At 63.4% G+C, this 19,878-nt stretch carries 18 protein-coding genes and 1 other RNA gene; 6 read left to right on the top strand and 13 right to left on the bottom strand.

The window, feature by feature from the left end:
- Positions 1 to 23 precede the first annotated feature (23 nt).
- The 11 genes from F3H96_RS02785 to ffs form a co-directional block, all read right to left on the bottom strand.
- A complete protein-coding gene (locus F3H96_RS02785; protein WP_149790394.1) occupies positions 24 to 770 on the bottom strand; it encodes an ABC transporter ATP-binding protein in 747 nt (248 codons plus the stop codon).
- Positions 767 to 1,606, bottom strand: coding sequence for an ABC transporter ATP-binding protein (locus F3H96_RS02780; protein WP_149790393.1), 840 nt, complete (start codon positions 1,604 to 1,606; stop codon positions 767 to 769). The genes F3H96_RS02785 and F3H96_RS02780 overlap by 4 nt, the downstream gene beginning before the upstream one ends.
- Positions 1,607 to 1,616: 10 nt before the next feature.
- Positions 1,617 to 2,537, bottom strand: a complete 921-nt coding sequence (nikC, locus tag F3H96_RS02775; protein ID WP_149790392.1) for a nickel transporter permease — start codon at positions 2,535 to 2,537, stop codon at positions 1,617 to 1,619.
- Positions 2,534 to 3,601, bottom strand: coding sequence for an ABC transporter permease (locus F3H96_RS02770; RefSeq protein ID WP_149790391.1), 1,068 nt, complete (start codon positions 3,599 to 3,601; stop codon positions 2,534 to 2,536). The genes nikC and F3H96_RS02770 overlap by 4 nt, the downstream gene beginning before the upstream one ends.
- A gap of 18 nt (positions 3,602 to 3,619) precedes the next feature.
- Complete coding sequence (locus tag F3H96_RS02765) at positions 3,620 to 5,254, bottom strand: ABC transporter substrate-binding protein (protein WP_188131286.1); 1,635 nt, start codon at positions 5,252 to 5,254, stop codon at positions 3,620 to 3,622.
- A 270-nt stretch (positions 5,255 to 5,524) separates the two neighbouring features.
- Positions 5,525 to 6,802 carry a lytic murein transglycosylase gene (locus F3H96_RS02760; RefSeq protein ID WP_149790389.1) on the bottom strand — a complete coding sequence of 426 codons (1,278 nt, stop codon included), beginning with the start codon at positions 6,800 to 6,802 and terminating at the stop codon, positions 5,525 to 5,527.
- A 169-nt stretch (positions 6,803 to 6,971) separates the two neighbouring features.
- Entirely contained in the window at positions 6,972 to 7,577 is a 606-nt protein-coding gene (gene recR, locus F3H96_RS02750) for a recombination mediator RecR (protein WP_149790388.1), read from the bottom strand.
- A 100-nt stretch (positions 7,578 to 7,677) separates the two neighbouring features.
- Positions 7,678 to 8,646 carry a cell wall hydrolase gene (locus F3H96_RS02745; RefSeq protein WP_149790387.1) on the bottom strand — a complete coding sequence of 323 codons (969 nt, stop codon included), beginning with the start codon at positions 8,644 to 8,646 and terminating at the stop codon, positions 7,678 to 7,680.
- A 216-nt stretch (positions 8,647 to 8,862) separates the two neighbouring features.
- Complete coding sequence (locus tag F3H96_RS02740; RefSeq protein WP_149790386.1) at positions 8,863 to 9,186, bottom strand: YbaB/EbfC family nucleoid-associated protein; 324 nt, start codon at positions 9,184 to 9,186, stop codon at positions 8,863 to 8,865.
- A 123-nt stretch (positions 9,187 to 9,309) separates the two neighbouring features.
- Positions 9,310 to 11,124 carry a DNA polymerase III subunit gamma/tau gene (locus F3H96_RS02735; RefSeq protein ID WP_149790385.1) on the bottom strand — a complete coding sequence of 605 codons (1,815 nt, stop codon included), beginning with the start codon at positions 11,122 to 11,124 and terminating at the stop codon, positions 9,310 to 9,312.
- A 106-nt stretch (positions 11,125 to 11,230) separates the two neighbouring features.
- Positions 11,231 to 11,327, bottom strand: an RNA gene (gene ffs, locus F3H96_RS02730) — signal recognition particle sRNA small type.
- Between the two features lie 178 nt (positions 11,328 to 11,505).
- On the opposite strand from ffs, the gene F3H96_RS02725 reads away from it, so the two are divergent.
- The 3 genes from F3H96_RS02725 to F3H96_RS02715 are packed head-to-tail and all read left to right on the top strand — an operon-like array spanning position 11,506 to position 13,229.
- On the top strand, positions 11,506 to 11,925 hold the full coding sequence (locus F3H96_RS02725) for an HIT family protein (protein WP_149790384.1): 420 nt from the start codon (positions 11,506 to 11,508) through the stop codon (positions 11,923 to 11,925).
- A 49-nt stretch (positions 11,926 to 11,974) separates the two neighbouring features.
- On the top strand, positions 11,975 to 12,916 hold the full coding sequence (gene nudC / locus F3H96_RS02720; RefSeq protein ID WP_149790383.1) for an NAD(+) diphosphatase: 942 nt from the start codon (positions 11,975 to 11,977) through the stop codon (positions 12,914 to 12,916).
- Between the two features lie 10 nt (positions 12,917 to 12,926).
- Positions 12,927 to 13,229 carry a Dabb family protein gene (locus F3H96_RS02715; RefSeq protein WP_149790382.1) on the top strand — a complete coding sequence of 101 codons (303 nt, stop codon included), beginning with the start codon at positions 12,927 to 12,929 and terminating at the stop codon, positions 13,227 to 13,229.
- Between the two features lie 256 nt (positions 13,230 to 13,485).
- Here F3H96_RS02715 and F3H96_RS02710 read toward each other — a convergent pair whose 3' ends face one another.
- Both F3H96_RS02710 and F3H96_RS02705 read right to left on the bottom strand, forming a co-directional pair.
- Positions 13,486 to 14,349: a prephenate dehydratase gene (locus F3H96_RS02710; RefSeq protein ID WP_149790381.1), complete on the bottom strand. Its 864-nt coding sequence runs from the start codon at positions 14,347 to 14,349 to the stop codon at positions 13,486 to 13,488.
- 10 nt (positions 14,350 to 14,359) lie between these two features.
- Positions 14,360 to 15,088 carry a 3-deoxy-manno-octulosonate cytidylyltransferase gene (locus F3H96_RS02705; RefSeq protein ID WP_149790380.1) on the bottom strand — a complete coding sequence of 243 codons (729 nt, stop codon included), beginning with the start codon at positions 15,086 to 15,088 and terminating at the stop codon, positions 14,360 to 14,362.
- 193 nt (positions 15,089 to 15,281) lie between these two features.
- Here F3H96_RS02705 and F3H96_RS02700 point away from each other — a divergent pair, with 193 nt between their 5' ends.
- The 3 genes from F3H96_RS02700 to F3H96_RS02690 all read left to right on the top strand — a co-directional run bounded on the left by F3H96_RS02700 (position 15,282) and on the right by F3H96_RS02690 (position 19,856).
- A complete protein-coding gene (locus F3H96_RS02700) occupies positions 15,282 to 15,941 on the top strand; it encodes a cytochrome c family protein (RefSeq protein WP_149790379.1) in 660 nt (219 codons plus the stop codon).
- Positions 15,942 to 16,098: 157 nt separating this feature from the next.
- Positions 16,099 to 17,979: an extracellular solute-binding protein gene (locus F3H96_RS02695; RefSeq protein ID WP_149790378.1), complete on the top strand. Its 1,881-nt coding sequence runs from the start codon at positions 16,099 to 16,101 to the stop codon at positions 17,977 to 17,979.
- Positions 17,980 to 17,993: 14 nt separating this feature from the next.
- On the top strand, positions 17,994 to 19,856 hold the full coding sequence (locus tag F3H96_RS02690) for an extracellular solute-binding protein (RefSeq protein ID WP_244619878.1): 1,863 nt from the start codon (positions 17,994 to 17,996) through the stop codon (positions 19,854 to 19,856).
- Positions 19,857 to 19,878 lie beyond the last annotated feature (22 nt).

Here is a 19,878-nt window from a genome sequence, read left to right as displayed (position 1 = left end):
TGGCGTTCCGCCCCCTTACGGAGCTACACCCTCACAAACCCTTCGCTCGCCCTGAGCAGGTTGCGTGTGTAGTCCGCATTCACCCGATGGCCGATCAGTTGGCTCGCGGTCAGCGTCTCCACGGCCTCGCCGTTCTGCATCACCATCAGCCGCTCGCACATATGGGTGACGATGGCGAGGTCGTGGCTAACCATCAGGAAGGTGAGCTTGCGGCGCCGCCGCACTTCTTCCAGCAGGTTCAGCACCTCCGCCTGCACCGAGGCGTCGAGCGCCGAGGTCGGCTCGTCGAGCAACAGGATCGAGGGTTCGAGGATCAGCGCGCGCGCGATCGCCACGCGCTGGCGCTGGCCACCGGAGAGCTGGTGCGCGTAGCGAAAGCGAAAGCCTTTGCCCAGGCCGACCTCGTCCAGCGCACGCTCGATACGCTTCTCGCCGTCGGCAATGCCGTGGATGGCCAAGGGTTCCTGCAGCAGCCGGTCGACCGTCTGTCGCGGATGCAGCGAGCCGTACGGATCCTGGAAGACCATCTGCACTTCGCGGTAGAAGGCCTTGTCGCGGCTCTTGCCGAGCTTCTTGCCGTTGACGGTGATGGCGCCGGAAGCGACCGGCGCAAGGCCGGTGATGGCCCGCAGCAGCGTCGATTTACCGGAGCCGCTTTCGCCGACCAGCCCGTAGGACTCGCCTTCCCTGACTTCGAGGCTGACGCCTTTCAGCGCGCGAAAGCGGTCGAAGACCACCTCCAGCTCCTCGACCACGATTGCGGCCGTCATGCCGCCCACTCCGGTTTGCGGTCGAGCACCGGCAGCGGATGGCGCTCGAAGCCGATCCTCGGCATGCAGTTGAGCAGGCCGCGCGTATAAGGGTGCCGGGCGTCACGCAATTCGGAAGCCTTGATCTGCTCGACGACCTTGCCGGCATACATGACGACGACCCGGTCGCAGAAGGACGAGATAAGGCGAAGGTCGTGCGAGATGAAGATCAGCCCCATGCCGCGCTCGGACACGAGTTTGTCGAGGATGTTGAGCACGTCGAGCTGCACCGTGACGTCGAGCGCCGAGGTCGGCTCGTCGGCGATCATCAGCTCAGGCCCGGTGATCAGCATCATGGCGATCATGGCGCGCTGGCCCATGCCGCCCGAGACCTCATGCGGGTAAAGATCGAAGACGCGGGCCGGGTCGCGGATCTGCACCGCCTGCAGCGTGGCGAGCGCCCGCTCGCGCGCCTCGGCCTTGGAGACCTTTTCATGTGTGCGCAGGGTCTCAACGATCTGGCGGCCGATGCTCATCACCGGATCGAGCGAATATTTCGGATCCTGCAGGATCATGGCGATGCGGTTTCCCCGCAGCGCCCGGCGCTCGCGTGGGGATATGGAGAGCAAATCCATGCCGTCGAAGCTGAGCTTCTTTGCCGAAACCTCGGCCTGCGGCGGGGTGAGGCCCATGATGGCGCGCCCGGTCTGCGATTTGCCGGAGCCGCTTTCGCCAACGATGCCCAGCCGCTCGCGACCGAGCGAAAAGGAGGCGCCACGCACGGCCTGCACGAGGCCCGTGCGCGTCGGGAAGGTGACGCGCAAATCATCGACCTCGAGAAGTGTGTCACCACTCATTGATCACCGCTCATTGATCGCCGCTCCGGGGGTCGAGCGCGTCGCGCAGGCCGTCGCCGAGCAGGTTGAAGCCGAGGCTGACGATGAGGATGGCCGCACCCGGCGCCGCGGCCACCCACCACTGGTCGAGGATGAAGCGGCGGCCTGATGCGATCATCGCGCCCCATTCGGGCAGCGGCGGCTGCGCGCCGAGGCCGAGGAAACCGAGGCCGGCGGCGGTCAGGATGATGCCGGCCATGTCCAACGTCACGCGGATGATCAGCGAGGAAATGCAGAGCGGCATGATGTGGCGCAGTACGATGCGGAAGGGCGAGGCGCCCATCAACTGCACGGCCTTGATGTAGTCAGAGTTGCGCACCGTCAGCGTCTCGGCGCGGGCAATGCGCGCATAAGGCGGCCAGGAGGTGATGGCGATGGCCAGCACCGCATTCTCGATGCCGGGCCCAAGGGCGGCCACGAAGGCGAGCGCCAGCACCAGCTTCGGAAAGGCGAGGAAGATGTCGGTGATGCGCATCAGGATCGTGTCTGTCCAGCCGCCGGCATAGCCGGCGATGGTGCCGACCAAGAGGCCGATGGGCGCGGCAATGATGGCGACGAGAACCACGACATAAAGCGTCCAGCGCGCGCCATAGACGATGCGCGAATAGATATCGCGGCCGAGGTCGTCGGTGCCGAACCAGTGCGCGGCGCCAGGCGCCAGCAGGCGTGCGTTCTTCAGATCGCCAACGGTCGCCGAGTAGGGTGCCAGCACATTGGCAAAGGCCGCGACCACCAGCAGCCCGATGATGATGATGAGGCCTAGCACCGCCAACCGATTGGCGGAGAATCGCCGCCAGGCGACATAGGCACGGCCGAGCCTTGCCTGCAGGCGCGAGGCCGGGCGGTCGCTGAGCAGCCATTCGCGCCGGGATTGAATGGTTTCAGCGCTCATCCGACCTTGGTCCTCGGGTCGAGCAGCCGATAAAGCAGATCGGACAGAAGGTTGATGGCGATGAAGACCGAGCCGATGGCGATGGTACCGCCAAGCACGGCGTTCATGTCGGCGTTCTGCAGCGAATTGGTGATGTAGAGGCCGATGCCCGGCCAGGAGAAGACGGTCTCGGTCAGCACCGAGCCCTCGAGCAGATTGGCGTAGGAGAGCGCGATCACCGTCACCATCGGCACCGCGGCGTTGCGCAGCGCATGGCCCCAGATGATGCGCGTCTCCGACAGGCCCTTGGCGCGGGCAGCGACGATATATTCCTGCGCCAGCTCGTTCAGCATGAAGGAGCGGGTCATGCGGCTGATATAGGCAAGCGACAGATAGCCGAGCAGCGCGGCCGGCAGGACAATGTGGCGCCAGGCGTCGTAGAAAACGTCCCATTGCCCCTGGATGGCGGCATCGAGGAGGTAGAAGCCGGTTATCGGCGTGAATGTGTATTCGTAGACGACATCGAGCCGCGCCGGGAAAGCTATCCACTGCAGCTTGGCGTAGAACAGCACCAGCCCCAGCAGCCCCAGCCAGAAGATCGGCACGGAATAGCCGATGAGGCCGACGACGCGGGCGACCTGGTCGATCAGGCTGCCGCGTTTGACGGCGGCCAGCACGCCGAGCGGCACGCCGATGACGGCGCCGATCAGCGTGCCCAGCGTCGCCAGCTCGATGGTTGCCGGGAAGACCCGGCGGATGTCGGACATCACCGGATTGGTGGTCAGCACCGAAGTGCCGAAATCACCGCGCAGGGCGCTTTTGACATAGATGTAGAACTGCTCGATCCAGGGCAGGTCGAGACCCATCTCGCGACGTGTGCGCTCGACGACGGCAGTCGGCGCCCGGTCGCCCAGCACGGCCAGCACCGGATCGATCGGAATGACGCGGCCGATGAAGAAGGTCACCGCGAGAAGACCGAGATAGGTCGTCACCGCGATGACCAGAAAGCGGCCAAGCGACGATAAAATAGCGATGGCGTGGGCGCTGACGCGCCCTGCCGCCACTTGATTGTCAGCTATGCTCACGCGGGGCGCCCGCCGGCGTCACTGCTTCGAGACCGACCCGACGAAATTGGTGTCGAAGCTCGGGCCGAGCGCGAAGCCCTTGAGGTTCTTGCGCAGGCCGGCCACTTCGAGCTGCTGGTGAATGATCACGAAGGGGCTGGTATCGAGGATCTTCTGCTGCAGATCCTTGTACATGTCGGCGCGCTTGGCCGAATCCTTCTCAAGCAACGCCGCTTCCGTTTCCTTGGTCAGATCCGGAATATCCCAGCTGTTGCGCCATGCCAGCGTGTGCGACTTGCCGGCATCCGAATTGTCGGGGTTCGAGGCAAAGGTCTGGGCGTTGGAGTTCGGATCGAAATAGTCCTGGCCCCACTGGCCGATATAGATGTCGTGGTTGCGGGCACGGTATTTGGTCAGCGTCTGCTTACCATCACCCGGGATGATCTCCAGCTGGATGCCGGCCTGGCCGAGCGTCTGCTGGATCGATTCCGCCATGCCCGTGGTCGGCTGGCCGGTGCGCACGTCCATGGTCACCTTGAAACCATTCGGAAGACCCGCCTTGGCGAGCAATTCCTTGGCCTTGGCAACATCGAATTTGAAGGGATTCTCATCCATCGCGCCGAGGTCGCCCTTGGGCAAGAAGGACTGGTGGATCTCGCCAATACCCTTCAGGATGGTGGTGCTCAGCGCATCGTAATCGACCAGATATTTGAACGCCTGCCGCACTTCGGGCTTGGCAAGGGTGGGGTTCTTCTGGTTGAGGCTGATATAGAAGACCGTGCCCTTCGGCGCGCTGGTGGTGGTGAGGTCGGCGTTCTTGGCGATGGCATCGAGATCGTTCGGCTCGAGGTTGCGGGCGACGTCGATGTCGCCGGCTTCCAGCGCCAGGCGCTGCGCCGAGCTTTCCTTCATGTTGCGGTAGATGACGCGGGCAAGCTTGGCCTTTTCGCCATTATAGTTGTCGTTGCGCTCCATGACGACGGCTTCGTTGGCGCGCCATTCGCGCAGCTTGAATTGGCCGGAGCCGGCATAGCCGGTTTTCAGCCAGGCGTTGCCGAAGTCATTATCCCATTTGTAGTCGGCGCTCGGGGTGACGGCCGCGACATGTTCCTTGACCAGCTTGGCATCGACGACCGAGGCGACGGTGGCCGACAGGCAGTTCAGCACGAAGCTCGGCGCATAGGCCTTGTCGACAACGAACTGGAAGGTGGTGTCGTCGACCGCCTTGGCCTTTTCCGTGACATTGTCGCCGCTGATGCCGAACTGACCGATGATGAAGGCCGGGCTCTTGTCCAGCTTGATGGCGCGCTCGAAGGAATATGCGACGTCGGCCGCGGTGATCGGATTGCCGGAGGCGAACTTCATGCCGGGCTTGAGCTTGAAAGTGTAGGTCAGGCCGTCGTCGGAAACGCTCCAGCTCTCGGCAAGGTCACCCTTGACCTTGGAGGTGTCGCTGAGGTCGAGGCGGACCAGCAGATCATAAGTGTTGCCGGTGACCTCTGCGGTCGACAGCTCGAACGCTTCGCCCGGGTCCATCGAGATGATGTCGTCGATGGCAAAGCCCTCGACCAGTGTGTCGGCGGGTGTGACCGCGAAGGCGGGCGCGACTAGCAGCGCCGACAGCGCGGCGCCCGCGAGCAAGGCGCGAGAGCGAAGAGCAAACTTTTCCAGCATCATGGTGATCGTTCCCTGTTTTGTTGACCTGAGTTCCCGGCTCAGGGCTCTATTATTCTTTGCAAGGCCGGCAGCGGCTTTGACCGCTTACCGTCGTGTTTTTTGTCCAGTTGGTCAACACCCTATTCGGCGTCGTTCGAACCTGCAACGCGCATTTTGCGAGCTAGCTTATTGGGCCAGAACGGGCCGCCACGAGTCGACCCGTGCGCCGGCTAATCAAAGCTTACAATCAGGAAATATCTGCTGGTTTCTGACCCTTGGAGGTCGCCATCATTTCAGCTGCGCCACCAGGCTCGCGTCGGGAAAGCAGGTGGCGGGCCTGCCGTTCTTCGCCTGCCACACGCCGATTGAGCGGCGGGTCTTGAAGCCGGGCAGGCCATCGGCACTGCCGACATCGTAGCCCTTGGCCTCCAATGCCCGTTGCAGGGCCGCGATATCCGACCTGTGCAGGTCACCGACCGCGCCCCAGCTGCCAATGAAGCTGGCGTCGCCCTTGGCGATGCGATCGGCGGCGTGACCGATGAACAACCCGTAGAGATCGCTGTTGTTGTATTCCTTGATCACATAGAAGTTCGGCGTGACGATGAAAGCCGGCCCGCTGCGCCCGGCCGGCATCAGCAGGAAGCCCTCGGCTCTCGATTCGCTTGGCGCGAACGCCTTGCCGTCGACGCGCCTGATGCCCATCGCTACCCATTCGGAAATCCTCTTGCCCTGGTCGGGTCCTTCGAGCGAACAGGAGACATTTGCCGGCACCGTCACCTCGGTTCCCCAGCCGCGCCCCTTCACCCAGCCATAGTGAACGAGATAATTGGCGATCGAGGCGAGCACGTCGGGTGCCGAATTCCAGATGTCGGGCCGGCCGTCCCCGTCGAAGTCGACGGCGTGCTTCAAAAAGGATGTCGGCATGAATTGCGGCTGGCCGAGCGCCCCGGCCCAGGACGACTTCATCGCGTTGACGGGAGCCAGTCCGCGCTCGACGATTTCGAGCGCCGCCAGCACCTCGGTGCGGAAGAAATCCTTTTTCGTCGACATGAAGGCCTTGGTGCCCAGCACCTCGAAGGCGTCATAGGGCATCTTGGCGGCGCCGAAGCCGGTCTCGCGGCCCCAGATGGCCAGCACGACATCGCCCGGCACGCCGTAGCGTTTTTCGATCAGCCCCAGCACCCTGGCATTGGCGGCCTCGCGCGTCCGGCCGCCGCTGGTGACGGCGCGAACGATCTTTTCGGCGAAATAGTTGGCCGGCGGGCCGAACTCGGCCTGATGCTGCTTCTCAGGCGTCGTCGGCTTCTCGCCGGGCGGGACGAGGTCGGGCAGCTTCAGGTTAGGCTTCACGCCGAGGAAGGCGGCATCGAAGGTCTTTTTGGAGATGCCTTTGGCCTTCGCCTCGGGCCAGAGGTCGTTTTGCAGCCAGGCCTGGAACTGGTCGTCGATGGGGTCGGCGCGGGACGGGGTGGCGAGAATGAAGCTGAATATTGCAAGCAGAAGAAATGCGACGCTGAACTTGGAAAAGCCACGATCCGTCGCGCCCCCCTCTGTCCTGCCGGACATCTCCCCCACGAGGGGGGAGATTGGCTGTTTTGGCGTGGCGCCTCTTCCTGCGACGTTGGAGATTGGCGAAAGCCGGCATGAAGTGTGATCTCCCCCCTCGTGGGGGAGATGTCCGGCAGGACAGAGGGGACGAAGGAATGCCGTCATTTCCAAATCCCCCAAAATCCCCTCAAAACGCCGTCCTCGACCGCAGCGCGGCCGCCAGCGTGCCCTCGTCGAGATAGTCGAGCTCCCCCCCGACCGGAACGCCATGCGCCAGCCGTGTCACCTTGACCTCGAAGCCGGACAGCTGGTCGGTCAGGTAATGGGCCGTGGTTTGCCCTTCGACGGTGGCGTTGACGGCAAGGATGACCTCCTTGACCTCGCCGCCGGCGATACGGTCGACCAATGAGCGGATGTTGAGCTGGTCGGGACCGATGCCGTCGAGCGGCGACAGCGTGCCGCCAAGCACATGGTAGCGCACGTTCATGGCCGCCGCGCGCTCCAGCGCCCAGAGGTCCGCGACGTCCTCGACCACGATCAGCGTGCCTACGTCGCGGCGCGGATCGGTGCAGATCATGCAAGGGTCGGAGGTGTCGACATTGCCGCAGGTCGAACAGATGCGAACCTTGTCGACCGCTTCGCTCATGGCGGCGGCCAAAGGCTCGAGCAATTGTTCCTTCTTCTTGATGAGATGCAGCGCCGCGCGCCTTGCCGAGCGCGGGCCGAGCCCCGGCACCTTGGCCAGGAGCTGGATCAGGCGTTCGATTTCCGGTCCGGCGATTCTCTTCGACATCGCTCTGATCTAGGATTTTTCAGAGCGGTTTGGAACAGCCCGCGAAGTTAGCGGCCCGCGATGCTGCCATGGCGAGCTCTGTCTTGGATGCGATCGGGTTTCAGTTCGTCACGAGCGGCCGGTCCTGGCTGGCGATCATCGCGCCGATGGCGTCGGTGTTCTCAGGCGTCGGCTGGAAGCCCATCGCCGCTTCCTGCGGCGCGCTGGGCACCGAAGTTATGTAGCGGCCATTCAAGGTGCCGCCGAAACGCGAGGCGTCCGGTTCGGCCATCGGCTCCTGCATCGCCACGACCGTCGGCTTTTGCGCGAGGCGGCCCGACTTTGCAGCCGGCGCAATGGCAGCCGTCACATCGGTCTGTTCGGTGGAAGCGTCTTCAGTCCGCGCGGCGGCCATGGCGGCCTGCTTTGCGGGGTCCGGACGAACGATCGTCCTGACCACCGGCTCGGCGGAGGCGACGAGCACCGGCGGGGCGGCCGCGGGCTTCTGCGGCTGGACCGTGTTCATGGCGACCATCGGCTCATCCGGCAGCGGCTGCCAGTTGCGGCCGCGCTTCTCATAGAAGGCGTTGCCACCGGCAACCATGGTGTAATGCATGTTCTTGTAAGGGAAGCGCAGCCCGGCGGTGTGGAAATACATCGTGTTCTTGAGCTTGGCCTTGCGCTCGCCTCTCAGCACCGCCTCGGCGGCTTCCTCGACATCGGGCAGCGCCCTGGAATTCATCGGCCGCGTCAAGACGCCTGGCGCGAACTGACCCCTCTCGCCGACGACCTCGCATATGGTGTTGCCGTGCTGGCCGGAGCGAAGCCGGTTCATGACGACCGTGCCGACGGCGATCATGCCGTCGCGGCTCGAGCGGTTGGATTCGAAGAACATCGCCCTTTGCAGGCATTCCTTGTCCTTCAGCGAGTGGCTTGAGCGGGTGGTGAGGAAGCTGGGTGTGAGGGCGTCGGTCAGACCCGAGACCGACATGCCATGGGAGGAAGTGGTCTGGCTGCAGCCGGCCAGGAGCAAGGGGGAAGTGACGATGCCGATAAGCAGCAGCGGCGTCTTCCATCGCGTCGCGATCACCAAAAAAGCCTCATGTCCAGATGCCAGCCCGCCCCGAGATGTGGCAAGAATGAGACTCTTTCAGGCAAAAAGATGGCTAGAGGGTTAGCAACTTCTGGACTTGGGTAAAACTTTATGAAAGCCGCGAAATGAGTCCGTGAGAAACGCCGGCAAATGATTAATATTGCAGCCGGCGATCAATTTCCGTTCATAATCAATTAACTGGCGGAAGCCACCTCAGAACGGCAATTTCATTCCGGGCGGAATCGGAAGGCCTGCCGTCAACGCCTTGGTCTTCTCCTGCATCTGGAGCTCGACCTTATTTTTGGCGTCATTGTGGGCGGCCAGAATGAGGTCCTCGAGGATCTCGGCTTCGTCCGCCTTGATGAGCGAGGGATCGATCTTCAACGCCTTCATCTCGAACTTGCCGGTGAGCGTGATGCTGACCAGGCCGCCGCCGGCCTGGCCGGTGGCTTCGAGCGTGGCGATCTCGTCCTGCATGGCCTGGAACTTGGCCTGCATTTCCTTTGCCTTGCCCATCAGGCCGAGAAGATCTTTCATCAGTTTGGTCCTCTTTGTTCTATCCGAATGCGGGCATGATCCACCTGTTCGCGGCTCATGACCTAGAGTGGTTTTTACGCAATTCCGGACGGAAAACCGTTACACACTTTTCCTGGAATTGCTCTAGATTTCGTCATCGTCCGCTGCTGGCTCGACCGGCAGGTCGGCCTCGGTTTCTTCCACCTCGGGCACGTCCGGGATGCGCACGTCGATGATCTTGGCCCCGGGGAAGCGAGCCAGAATAGCCGCGACCGTCGGGTCGCTCTTGGCGTCGGAGAAGGCGTTCTCACGCTTCGTCGTCTCCAGCTCGGCCAAAGTCTGGCCGCCCTGCTCCTTCGACAGCGACACCAGCCAGTTGCGGCCGGTCCAGGCGCGCAGCTTGGAGGTCAGGTCGTTGAGCAGCATCTTCGGCGCATCGTCGGTCAGGGCGACATCGAGACGGCCGGGCTCGATGCGAACCGGCCGCACGCAGCGCTTCAGCAGCACCTTGAAGGCCATGTCACGATTGGCGTCGGCAAGCGTAACAATGTCAGCCAGCGATTTGACCGGCACGACAGGCGTTTCGCCGACCGGCTCCGGCGCCGCAACGAAAGCGGCAGGCGCGGGTTGCGCTTCGACCAGCCGCATGGTCTGCGCACCGCCATTCGAACTGGGCATGCGCGCCTGCGCGATAGCGCTTGCGCCGCCGCCATTGCCAGAGCCGGCAGGCGCTCCGTTGGAACGCGCGCCATTCGGCACCGGCCCGGCGCCTTCCAGCGATTTCAGCGCCTCGTCCAATGTCGGCAGGTCGGCGGCATGCGCCAGGCGGATCAGCACCATTTCGCCGGCGCTGACCGGGCGGTTGGAGGACTGCACCTCGGGAATGCCCTTGAGCAGCATCTGCCAGGTACGCGACAGCACGCGCACCGAAAGCGTGGCGGCGAATTCGGCGCCGCGCCGGCGCTCGTCCTCGGAAAGCGAAGGATCGTCGGCCGCGGCCGGCACGAAGCGCAGCCGGGTGACGAGGTGGTTGAATTCGGCAAGGTCGGTGAGCACGGCCGCCGGATCGGCGCCGGTGTCGTATTGCGCGCGGAATTCGGCCAGGGCCGCCGCCACGTCGCCCTTCATGACATGCTCGAACAAGTCGATGATGCGGGCGCGGTCGGCGAGGCCGAGCATGGCGCGCACCGCGTCGGCGCTGACGGCGCCGCTGCCATGGGCGATCGCCTGGTCGAGGATGGAAAGCGAATCGCGCGCCGAACCCTCGGCGGCGCGGGCAATCATCGCCAGAGCCTCGTCGTCGACGGAAACGCCTTCCTTGGCGGCGATCGAGGAAAGATGCGCGACCAATGCGCCAGCATCGATGCGCCTCAGATCGAAGCGCTGGCAGCGCGACAGGACCGTGATCGGCACCTTGCGGATCTCGGTGGTGGCGAAGATGAATTTGACGTGTGGCGGCGGCTCTTCCAGCGTCTTCAAGAGGCCGTTGAAGGCCTGGGTGGAGAGCATGTGCACTTCGTCGATGATGTAGACCTTGTAGCGGGCCGAGACCGGCGCGTAGCGCACGCGATCGATGATGTCCCTGATGTCGTCGATGCCGGTGTGGGAGGCGGCGTCCATCTCGATGACATCGACATGGCGGCCTTCCATGATCGCCTGGCAATGCTCGCCGGGGATCGCAAGGTCGACGGAGGGCTGGTCTACAGTCGGGGTTTTGTAGTTCAGAGCCCGTGCGAGGATCCGCGCCGTCGTCGTCTTGCCGACACCGCGCACGCCCGTCAGCATCCAGGCCTGGGCGATGCGGCCGGTGGCGAAGGCGTTGGTCAGGGTGCGGACCATCGGCTCCTGGCCGATCAGCTCAGAGAAATTCGAAGGGCGATATTTACGTGCCAGCACGCGATAGGCGCCGGCCTTGCCTGTTTCCAGGTTTTCTGGCCCCAAATTTCCGGCTTCGCTCATTCGCCGTCAAAAGCTCCCAGGACCGCGACGGAAGGCGGCCGATTCCAGCGCATAGTCTCACCCGCACGGCTCGGCGCCGTCAATGTCGCGGGAGAGAGGCGAAGAGGCGGGAGGCTGGAACAATGACCCGTTCCGGGCTCGTTAGGGCTGCTTCCTTCCGGACCTGACCCGGTTGGCGAGTGGATCGTCCACCACCAACCTCCCACGCTCCATATCGGCAATTCGGCGACGAAATGCAAGGGCAGAGCCAAAAGCTGCAGCCACATCGAGACGGGAAGTCCTTCAAATCGATAATAGCGGCCAATGATTCGCTTGCAGCCACCTTGCCGCCGCTCTAGCGTTCCGGGTTTGGAAAATACTTACAAAATGAAGGAAACGCCCATGCTGCCTGGCCTCAAGGCCGGATTTACGCTGGACGCCCGGCTGGAGGCGGACAGTGAGCAGCTCATGTGGCTTGGCCTATGCGAGCTCAGGCTGATGAACGACCGCCGTTGGCCCTGGCTGATCCTGGTGCCGCAGCGGCCGGGCACCGAAGAGATCCACGAGATGACGCCGCTCGACCAGGCGATGCTGACCTTCGAGACCAACATGGTGGCGCAGGCGCTGAAGCGGGTGAGCGGCTGCACCAAGATCAACACCGGCGCGCTCGGCAACGTCGTGCGCCAGTTGCATGTCCACGTCGTCGCCCGGTCCGAGGGCGACCCCGGCTGGCCGGGACCGGTGTGGGGGCACGGTATCCGCGAACCTTACCAGCGTTCCGACATCAGGCGGTTTGCCGAAACGATCAAGGCGGCGCTATAAGCTGACCAGTGTCGATTCCGCGTCTCCGATTTCCCAGCCACGAGTCCGCATGAGCTTTCGCCTGTTTGACGCGCCCTTGCGCGAGCCGAGCCAGTTCGTCGGTTTCGCCGGCAACAGGATCGATCGGCAGTCCGAGAACCGCGCCGACGATGCGGTCGAAAAAGCGCTGGCCGACCAGACCGCGCGGCTGATGCTGATGCATGCCGGACGGCTCTACCTCAAGCTCGACGACGGCAAGTTCGAGCCCTGGTTCAAGGCTGACGAAAGCCAAGCCTTCGAGGTTTCGCTCGACCACGGCGTGCTGCTCGGGCATTCCGAGGCCGGACCTGTGCTGGCGGTGCCCGCTGGCGTCGAGCCGGAAAAACTGCCCGAGACGATCAAGGCCATCGACTACCGCTCGGTCTATATGCAGGGCCTGATCGACGAGGCGGCGGCGGGAGCGCTGGCGCAGGGCGCGGCGCTGCTCGCCTGGCACGCCAGCCACGCCTTCTGCTCGAAATGCGGCAACCGCTCGGAGATGCGCGCCGGCGGTTACAGGCGCCATTGCCCTGCCTGCGGCACCGACCATTTCCCGCGCACCGACCCGGTGGCGATCATGCTGACGGCGACGCGCGAAAAATGCCTGCTCGGGCGCGGCAAGCATTTCGCACCGGGCATGTATTCGGCCCTTGCCGGCTTCATCGAGCCGGGCGAGACGATCGAGGCAGCGGTGCGCCGCGAGACCCTGGAGGAAGCCGGCATAAGGCTCGGCCGCGTCGTCTATCACGCCAGCCAGCCCTGGCCCTTCCCCTATTCGCTGATGATCGGCTGCTTCGGCGAGCCGCTCAACGAAGATATCCAGGCCGACCTCAACGAACTGGAGGACTGCCGCTGGTTCTTGCGCGACGAGGTGCGCTCGATGCTGGACAGGCAGCATGCCGACGGCTTGATTACACCGCCGAAAGGGGCGATCGCCCATCACCTCATCCGCGCCTGGGTCGACAGCGAATAGGAGCCGAGAAATGATCCGTCACACCGTCGTGTTCACGCTCAAACATCCGTTGCAGTCGCTGGAGACCAAGCGCTTTCTCCACGACGCCAAGAAGATCCTCACCGGGATCAAGGGCGTCACGCATTTCGAGCAGTTGCGGCAGGTGAGCCCGAAGAACGACTATCAGTTCGGCTTCTCGATGGAGTTCGCCGACCAGGCGGCCTACACACGCTACAACGAGCATCCCGACCACGTCGCCTTCGTGCGAGACCGCTGGGTGCCCGAGGTCGATAAGTTCCTGGAGATCGACTACGTGCCGTTGGGGTTTGGCTGAGATTGAGTCGAGCGCAAACGTCGCAGATTTGCGCCGACCTCCATCAGGTGGTCATTACAGGGCAGAGCGTAGCGGAGACCCTGGAATCCATGCCGTTACCTCAGCCGAAGGGCGCTGCGATGCAGAATTTTGCTCCGTGGGCGGCGCCTCGACGTAACGGAATGGATCCTCGGGTCTGCGCACGTCGCTTCGCTCCTTGCTTCGCCCGTGGATGACGAAGCACAAGCGTCTTGGCTAACCTCGCAGGTGCAACCACCTAATCCGCGACCTTCCACTGCTCGCGCGAGGCGCTTGCCGGGTAGACGCCGAGGATGCGCATCTCGCGCGAGAAGAAGCGCAGTTCGTCTAGTGCCAGCGTGACCAGCGGATCGTCCGGGTGGCCCTCGATATCGGCGTAGAACAGCGTCGCGGTGAAGGCGCCGAGCTGATAGCTCTCGAGCTTGGTCATGTTGATGCCGTTGGTGGCGAAGCCGCCCATTGCCTTGTAGAGCGCGGCCGGCACGTTGCGGACGCGGAAAATGAATGTGGTCATCATCTTGGCATCGGCCGACGGCCGCTCCACCCATTGCTTGTTCTTGGTCAGCACGACGAAGCGGGTGACGTTGGAGTCGGTGTCCTCGACATTCTTCTCGATGATGTCGAGCCCGTAGAGCTCGGCGGCGAGCGCGGGCGCCAGCGAGGCCATGGTGCGGTCCCTGACCTCCGACACCATCTTGGCCGAACCCGCCGTGTCGCCGGCGACCACCGGCTTCCAGCCGTTCTTGCGGATATATTTGCGGCACTGGCCGAGCGCATGGATATGGCTGTGCACGGTCTTGATCTCTTCGCGCTTCACCCCCGGCAGCACCATCAGCTGGAAGTGGATGGGCAGGAAATATTCGCCGACGATGTGCAGCTTCGATTCCGGCAACAGGTGATGGATGTCGGCGACGCGGCCGGCGATCGTGTTCTCGATCGGGATCATGGCGAGCTCGGCCTTACCGGTCTCGACCGCGTTGAAGGCGTCCTCGAAGGTCGGGCACGGCAAAGGTTCCATCGACGGGAACATGTTGCGGCAGGCGGTGTCGGAATTGGCGCCGGGCTCGCCCTGGAAGGAAATTCTGTTGGTCTTCGCGGTCATGCTTGTTGTCTCAACTTGAAAGGATTTGCCTGGCGCGCTCGAGGTCGTGCGGCGTGTCGACGCCGAGCGGCAGCGAATTGACGATCTCTGCGTCGATGCGCATGCCGGCTTCCAGCGCGCGCAGCTGCTCCAGCCGCTCGCGGCGCTCCAGCGGCGACGGCTTCAGCGCGACAAAGCGTTCGAGCGCGGCACGGCGATAGGCATAGAGGCCGATGTGGTGGTAGAGCGGCCCCTCGCCCCAGGGTGCGGTGGCGCGGGTGAAATAGAGCGCCCTCAGCCGTGTCGCCGACAGCGGCGAGCCGACGATCTTGACCACGTTCTGGTTGGTCTTTTCCTCGTCGCGGACGATCTCGACGCCCAGCGTGGCGATATCGACCGACTTGTCCTCGAAAGGCCGCAGCGACGCGCCGATGATCTCGGGATCGATGGTCGGCAGGTCGCCCTGCACGTTGACGATCGTTTCCACCTGCTTTTCAGGATCGAGGGCCGTCAGCGCCTCGAAGATGCGGTCGGAGCCCGATTCATGGTCCATCCGGGTCATGACTGCCTCGAAGCCATGCGTCCGCACCGCCTGTGCAACCGCTTCGGTGTCGGTCGCCACCACCACGCGGCCAAGCCCGGCCTCGGCGGCGCGACGGGCGACATGGACGATCATCGGCACGCCCGCAATGTCGGCCAGCGGCTTGCCCGGCAAGCGCGTCGAGGCCATGCGGGCGGGGATCAGGATCAAGGTTGACATCGGATTTTGGAGCAGCCGAAAAACGCTGATGGAAAAGTGGCAAAAGGTCTCACTGGAAGCGCCCTTATAGGTGTTGCAACGCCAGAGCAAAAGACCTAGTTTCCGCCCGATTTGACTGGCCTTTCAGGGCAGTTAGCGATACCGACGGACGGAGTGGACGGGACGGTCCGCCGGAAAAGGGAGCAAGGGGCGCATGGATTCCAGCGAAGTCAACAAGCTGCTCGGCGGATTTCTGGGAACCTGCTTCGTCGTCTTTTCGATAGGTATCGTCTCGGACGGGCTGTTCGCCTCGCCGGCACCCGAAAAGCCCGGCTTCGCCATCGAAGCGCAGGAACCGACCGAAGGCGGTCCGGCTGCTCCCGCGGCGGAAGCCAAGCCGATCGCCGACCTGCTCGCCACCGCCAATGCCGAGGCGGGCGCAGCCATCTTCAAGAAGTGCCAGGCCTGCCATTCCGGTGAAAAGGGCGGCCCGAACAAGGTCGGCCCGGACCTCTGGGACATCGTCGACCGCCCCGTCGCCGAGCATGAGGGCTTCGCCTATTCGGCCGGCATGAAGGATTTTTCGAAGGGCGGCCAGGAGAAGTGGACCTACGACAACCTCAACCACTTCATCACCTCGCCGAAGAAGTTCGTGAAGGGCACGGCGATGGGCTTCGCCGGCCTGCCGAAGGACGAGGACCGCGCCAACGTCATTGCCTATCTGCGCACGCTGTCGGACAACCCGAAGCCGCTGCCGCAGCCGGGCGCTTCGGCAGAAGCCAAGCCTGCCGAAGCTGCGAAGCCTGCAGGCGCTGCGCCGGCCAAGCCGGCCGAAGGGGCCGCTCCGGCCAAGCCCGCGGCACCCGCGCAATAAACAAATTGTCATCATGACACCTTGGAAAAGCCGGGTTCGTCCCGGCTTTTCCGTTAGGAAAGCCGCATATACGGCGACAAAAGCCGCCGGTTGCGGTTTCCACCGGCGTCAAATGATCTAGATTGCCGGTGGATACTCATCGCGACGAGGAGAACGCATGACGGTTGGCCGCTCCCGGACGTTTTTCGCATCGATGCTGGCGGTTGTCTTCGCCGCCAGCCTGCAGGCCAGCTTCGCCGACGAATGGCACACGACCTCCTCGCTGATCGGGCCCTCAAAATACGGCGAGAATTTCCAGCGCTACGACTACGTCAATCCGGACGCGCCCAAAGGCGGCACTTACAACTCCGTCGTCCTAGGCACCTTCGACAGCTTCAATCCTTATATTGTCCAGGGATCGCCGGCCGCAGGCTTCGCGCAATTCGGCGGCGGCCTGCTCTACGACACGCTGATGGACCAGGCGACCGACGAAGGCAGCGTCAGCCACCCGCTGGTCGCCGACGCCTACAAATACCCGTCCGACTACTCCTCGGCGACCTACCGGCTCGATCCGCGCGCCAAGTGGCACGACGGCCAGCCGATCACCGTCGACGACGTGATCTGGTCATTCCAGGTCCTGAAGGCCAATAGCCCGATGTACAGCCGTTATTTCGAGAACGTGACCGAAGCGGTCGCGATCTCGGACCGAGAGGTCGAATTCCACTTCAACCAGAAGGGCAACCGGGAACTGCCGAAGATCCTCGGCGACCTCGTCGTGCTGCCGAAGCATTGGTGGGAGGGCACCGACGCCAGCGGCAAGAAGCGCGACATCACCCGGCCGACGCTGGAGCCGCCGCTGGGCTCAGCAGCCTACAAGATCGCCGGCTTCAAGCCGGGTTCGGAGATCGTCTGGCAGCGCGTGCCCGACTATTGGGGCGCCAAGCTGCCGGTGAAGATCGGGCGCGAGAATTTCGATACCCAGCGCTTCACCTATATCCTCGACGACAATGCCGCCTGGCAGGCCTTCACCAAGGGCGGACTCGACGACATCAAGCCGGAAAACAGTTCGCGGCGCTGGGCGACGGCTTACAACTTTCCGGCGGTTGGCGCCGGCGACGTGATCAAGAAGGAATTCAAGACGACGTCGCCCGAGCCGATGCAAGCCTTCGTGCTCAATCAACGGCGGCCGCTGTTCCAGGATCGGCTGGTGCGCGCCGCGCTGACCTATCCGTTCGACTTCGAGACGATGAACCGCACGCTGTTCTACAACTCGAACACGCGCACCCACAGCTATTTCGAGGGCACCGAGCTAGCGTCGAGCGGCCTGCCGCAAGGCAAGGAACTGGAAATCCTCGAGAAGTATCGCGACAAGCTGCCGCCGGAGGTGTTCACCCAGGAATTCAAGCTGCCGGTTTACGACTCGCCGCAAGCAGAACGGAAGAATCTCAAGACGGCGGTCGACCTGTTCGCCCAGGCAGGTTGGGTGATAAAGGGCGGCAAGATGGTGAACGCCAAGACCGGCGCGCCTTTCAAGTTCGAGATACTCGGCTCGAACGACACCGACCAGGTCATCGCCAGTCCCTGGATCGCTAATCTGCGCAAGATCGGCGTCGACGCCACGCTGCGGATCATCGACCAGACGCAATACATCAACCGCGTCAACAATTTCGACTACGACGTCATCACCAGCATACTCCAGCAATCGGAATCGCCAGGCAACGAGCAACGCGACTTCTGGAGCTCGAAGGCGGCGGTCACGCCGGGGGCGCGCAATTATTCCGGCATCAAGGACCCGGTGATCGACGCACTGGTCGACCGCATCATCTTCGCCACCGACCGCGACGACCTCGTCGCAACCACCCATGCGCTCGATCGGGTGCTGTTGTGGAACTATTATACCGTGCCGCAATACTACCGCGCGGTGGTTTGGCTTGCCTATTGGAACAAGTTCGGCATGCCGGAAAAGCAGCCCAGCTATCGTGGCGCGGACATCGATTCCTGGTGGGTCGACACGGCAAAGGAAAAGGCGCTGGCCGCCAAGTATAAGGGCGTCAATTGATGAGGCGGCAGACAATGCTTCCTCGTCGCGACTTCCTGGCGCTCGGCGCCGCGGCGACGGCCGCCGCGCTGCTGCCGGGCCGGGCCTTTGCGGAAACGCCTACGGGCGTCAAGCTGCACGGCCTGTCGGCCTTCGGCGATCTGAAATACAAACCCGACTTCCCGCATTTCGACTATGTCGATGTCGATGCGCCGCAAGGCGGCACCTTCAATTTCTCGCCGCCGAACTGGCGCGCCAACCAGAGCCCGCAGACGTTCAATACGCTCAACGCCTTTGTCCCCAAGGGCGATGCGCCGCAGCGCGTGGAAATGTGCTTCGATTCGCTGATGGCGCGAGCGCTCGACGAGCCGGACGCGGTATACGGACTGATCGCCGAGAATGTGACGATTTCCAACGACCGCAACAGCTTTACCTTCTCGTTGCGCCCGCAGGCGCGCTTTCACGACGGCTCGCCGCTAACGGCCGAAGACGCCGCCTTCAGTTTCAAGCTGCTCAAGGACAAAGGGCATCCCGACTATGCGCTGTCGCTGACCCATCTCGACGATGCGGTCGCGGTCGACGCTCACACGCTGGAGCTCAAATTCTCCGGCAAGCAGGCTTCGCGCACCGTCCTCAACGTCGTCGGGTTTCCGATCCTGTCAAAGGCCTTCTTCACCGCCAATCCGTTCGATTCCTCGCAGCTCAATCCACCGCTCGGCTCAAGCGCCTACAAGGTCGGGCGCTGGTCGGCGGGCGCCTGGATCGAGTATGAGCGGGTGCCGGACTATTGGGGCAACGACCTGCCGGTCAATCGCGGCCAGAACAATTTCGGGCGCATCCGCGTCGAGTTCTACCAGGACCGGACGGCCGGATTCGAGGCCTTCAAGAAAGGTGAAATCCTCTATCGGGAAGAGGCCACGTCGCGCGTCTGGGCAACACAATACAATTTCCCTGCGTTCACCGCCGGCAAGGTGGTCAAGCACGAATTCCCGGCCGAAACGGTGCCCTCGATGCAGGCCACCGCCGTCAACCAGCGGCGCGGGCAATTCAAGGACCCGCGCGTGCGGCAGGCGATCGCGCTGTGCTTCGATTTCGAATGGACGCAGCGCAATTTCTTCTACGGCTCGTACCAGCGTTCACAATCCTGCTTCGAGAAATCCGACTTCCGCGCCGAAGGCATGCCGTCGCAGCAAGAACTCGCGCTGCTGGAGCCGCTGCGCGACAAGCTGCCGCCGGAGGCCTTCGGCGAAGCGGTGATGCAACCGGCTTCCGATGGTTCTGGACGCGACCGGAAGCAGCTTGGCAAGGCGGCGAAGCTGCTTGCCGAGGCGGGCTGGCAACGCTCCGGCGATTTCGTCGTCAACGACAAGGGGGCGAAGCTGCCCGCCGAATTCCTCGTCGATGACGAGACCTTCGTTCAGGTCTATTCGCCATGGGTCGCCAATATGAAGGCGATCGGCATCGATGCCTCCATCCGTCTGGTCGATTCGGCCCAGTACCAGCTCAGGCAATCGACATTCGATTTCGACCTGCTCTCGGCGGCCTTCAATTTCAGCGCCACGCCGACCCGCGACGATCTCGAGATTTTCTTCCATTCGCGCAGCGCCGCCGTATCGGGCTCGCGCAACCTGCCAGGTATTGCAAGTCCGGCAGTCGACGCGTTGATCGATGCCGTCGGCGCCGCCAAGGACCGCGAGAACCTGACCATTGCCATGCGCGCCCTCGACCGGGCCTTGCGTGCGCGGCGCGATTGGATTCCTAGTTGGTATCTGGCGAATCACCGAAGCGCCTATTGGGACATGTTCGGCTTTCCCGAGCAAAAACCCGATTTCGGCTTTCCGGTCGAGGCGCTGTGGTGGGTCGACAAGGGCAAGGCGGCAAAGATTGGCAAAGCCTGACATGACTGTTCGCGCGGGACCG

It is taken from the genome of Mesorhizobium sp. NFR06 (assembly GCF_900115245.1).
GTDB lineage: Bacteria > Pseudomonadota > Alphaproteobacteria > Rhizobiales > Rhizobiaceae > Mesorhizobium.
The sequence above is the reverse complement of the archived record's forward strand: the minus strand, read 5'-3'. Positions and strand labels throughout refer to the sequence as shown.

Excerpts from the sequence above, each read along its gene's own strand:
- nikC (WP_149790392.1), bottom strand. The coding sequence starts at position 2,537 with ATGAGCGCTGAAACCATTCAATCCCGGCGCGAATGGCTGCTCAGCGAC.
- F3H96_RS02760 (WP_149790389.1), bottom strand. The coding sequence starts at position 6,802 with ATGTCCGGCAGGACAGAGGGGGGCGCGACGGATCGTGGCTTTTCCAAG.
- F3H96_RS02780 (WP_149790393.1), bottom strand. The coding sequence starts at position 1,606 with ATGAGTGGTGACACACTTCTCGAGGTCGATGATTTGCGCGTCACCTTC.
- F3H96_RS02785 (WP_149790394.1), bottom strand. The coding sequence starts at position 770 with ATGACGGCCGCAATCGTGGTCGAGGAGCTGGAGGTGGTCTTCGACCGC.
- F3H96_RS02725 (WP_149790384.1), top strand. The coding sequence starts at position 11,506 with ATGCTGCCTGGCCTCAAGGCCGGATTTACGCTGGACGCCCGGCTGGAG.
- F3H96_RS02765 (WP_188131286.1), bottom strand. The coding sequence starts at position 5,254 with ATGCTGGAAAAGTTTGCTCTTCGCTCTCGCGCCTTGCTCGCGGGCGCC.
- F3H96_RS02705 (WP_149790380.1), bottom strand. The coding sequence starts at position 15,088 with ATGTCAACCTTGATCCTGATCCCCGCCCGCATGGCCTCGACGCGCTTG.
- F3H96_RS02700 (WP_149790379.1), top strand. The coding sequence starts at position 15,282 with ATGGATTCCAGCGAAGTCAACAAGCTGCTCGGCGGATTTCTGGGAACC.
- F3H96_RS02710 (WP_149790381.1), bottom strand. The coding sequence starts at position 14,349 with ATGACCGCGAAGACCAACAGAATTTCCTTCCAGGGCGAGCCCGGCGCC.
- F3H96_RS02690 (WP_244619878.1), top strand. The coding sequence starts at position 17,994 with ATGCTTCCTCGTCGCGACTTCCTGGCGCTCGGCGCCGCGGCGACGGCC.
- F3H96_RS02695 (WP_149790378.1), top strand. The coding sequence starts at position 16,099 with ATGACGGTTGGCCGCTCCCGGACGTTTTTCGCATCGATGCTGGCGGTT.
- F3H96_RS02740 (WP_149790386.1), bottom strand. The coding sequence starts at position 9,186 with ATGAAAGATCTTCTCGGCCTGATGGGCAAGGCAAAGGAAATGCAGGCC.
- F3H96_RS02735 (WP_149790385.1), bottom strand. The coding sequence starts at position 11,124 with ATGAGCGAAGCCGGAAATTTGGGGCCAGAAAACCTGGAAACAGGCAAG.
- recR (WP_149790388.1), bottom strand. The coding sequence starts at position 7,577 with ATGTCGAAGAGAATCGCCGGACCGGAAATCGAACGCCTGATCCAGCTC.
- F3H96_RS02715 (WP_149790382.1), top strand. The coding sequence starts at position 12,927 with ATGATCCGTCACACCGTCGTGTTCACGCTCAAACATCCGTTGCAGTCG.
- nudC (WP_149790383.1), top strand. The coding sequence starts at position 11,975 with ATGAGCTTTCGCCTGTTTGACGCGCCCTTGCGCGAGCCGAGCCAGTTC.